The following is a 586-nucleotide window of genomic DNA, read 5'->3' as shown; positions in this document are numbered from 1 at the left end:
TCAGCGTCGGGATCGGTACATTGCTGACGGTGAGGCCGTTGCCGGTGGCATCACTGCTGTCGCCGGCGCTCACCGCGGTGTTCCAGTCATCGGCGGCGGCGAGGTTGTAGGTCGTGCCCCCGGTCGATGTGGTGCCGTCGCTGTTGAGCAGCGGCCCGACCGCGGCGCGATCGGTGGCGCTCAGCGTCAGGGTGAACTGGGTGGCCGAGGTGCGCTCGACGTCCGTGGTGTCGGTCAGGGTATAGCCCGCCCCGCCCGCGCCGGTGAGGGTGAGGGCGCTGGCATCGATGTCCGCGCCGCCGCCGTTGGCCTGGATATTGGTGGCGGTGACCACCAGGGTGCCGGTGGCGGCGTCATAGGTGGCGCTGGTGAGCTTGGGGGCCACGGCCACGGTGATCGCGTTGCCGGTGGTATCGCTGATGTCGGCGCCGGGGTCGGCGCCGGTGAGCCAGTCGTCGTCGGCGGCGAGATTGTAGGTGGTGCCGAAGCTCGAGCTGGTGCCGAGCTGGTCGAGCAGGGCGTCGACCGCGGTGCGATCGGCCCCCGAGAGGGTGACGGAGAACTGGGTGGCCGAGTCGAGTTCGAC

Annotated in this window: 1 protein-coding gene; it reads right to left on the bottom strand. The window is 70.5% G+C overall.

Annotated features, from left to right (window positions below; all coding sequences use genetic code 11):
* On the bottom strand, positions 1-586 hold a 586-nt coding region (locus EBL84_RS17190), incomplete at both ends, for a hypothetical protein (RefSeq protein ID WP_190287998.1).

The sequence above is a fragment of the Marichromatium sp. AB31 genome, assembly GCF_003718685.1.
Taxonomy (GTDB): domain Bacteria; phylum Pseudomonadota; class Gammaproteobacteria; order Chromatiales; family Chromatiaceae; genus Marichromatium; species Marichromatium gracile.
The sequence above is the reverse complement of the archived record's forward strand: the minus strand, read 5'-3'. Positions and strand labels throughout refer to the sequence as shown.